At 37.1% G+C, this 894-nt stretch carries 1 protein-coding gene and 1 pseudogene; both read right to left on the reverse strand.

What is annotated here, in order from left to right; all coding sequences use genetic code 11:
• Positions 1–192, reverse strand: a pseudogene (locus JM172_RS24515) (YunG family protein); the annotation flags it as partial.
• Positions 193–858, reverse strand: coding sequence for a GNAT family N-acetyltransferase (locus JM172_RS25055; protein ID WP_483297283.1), 666 nt, complete (start codon positions 856–858; stop codon positions 193–195). It lies immediately after the preceding pseudogene.
• Positions 859–894: the final 36 nt, after the last annotated feature.

An 894-nucleotide genomic window follows, 5' to 3' on the forward strand; every position in this document is an offset into this window, starting at 1 on the left:
ATAATTTATGCTTTCACTAAATTGGGATTCTGTAAAATCATATCGGGTGTTGTCTATAAAATTATAATAATGCCATCCTTCAACTGAGGGGGTTTTTCGTATTTCCCCACCTAAAATATCATTAACCACTAATGATGTTACCCCACACTGTCCTTTTGCTGGATTATCCATTCTCCATTTTGAACTTGATTTTTATGACCCAGCATTATTTAAAGAAATTAACAGCTGGGTAGTTGTTGCTTTTAAATCCATTACTTTATCATTCAATTTAAGGATACTAGTATGTTCACTGGTGTGTTTTTTAACATAATCTTCTTGTAAAAGTCCATAAATGGCACAATCTTTGTATTGACCCTTGACATTGCGAATCATATGTCTGATCGTTCCTTCTTGCTCCATTTCAGCTTTAACCATTACTTTTCCAGAAGCTGGGTTATCAGTGTTATGTGCTGCTGCGATTTTGTGTATGTTCATATATCGGAAGCCGAATTCAACAACCGCCCTTAATGCTTCGGTTCCATACCCCTGGTTCCACCATTCATATCCAATCGAAAAACTTACCTCACAGTTTCCGGTGGCGTTATCGAAGTCATACAAATCAATTTCACCAATCAATTCACCGTCAGCCTTTCGCTCAATAGCCCACCAACAACATTCTTTATTTGCATAATCACTTACTATCTTTGCAACCCTCTCGATGGTTTCTGAAACTGTCTTGTGTGCGGCGTTAACCCGATTGTCAGATACTCGTTCGTCTGAAAGCCAGTGATCGAAAACCATTTGAGCATCAGACAGTTCCATCCTTCTAAGAACTAAACGATCTGTTTCTATTTTTTGTGTTCCTGAAAAGTTAATCATTTTAAAATATCCCCTTTTATTCACTAATCCTTAGTG

It is taken from the genome of Bacillus sp. SM2101, from assembly GCF_018588585.1.
GTDB classification, from domain to species: domain Bacteria; phylum Bacillota; class Bacilli; order Bacillales; family SM2101; genus Nanhaiella; species Nanhaiella sioensis.

Coding starts and splice junctions, on each gene's coding strand:
- JM172_RS25055 (WP_483297283.1), bottom strand. CDS start 858: ATGATTAACTTTTCAGGAACACAAAAAATAGAAACAGATCGTTTAGTT.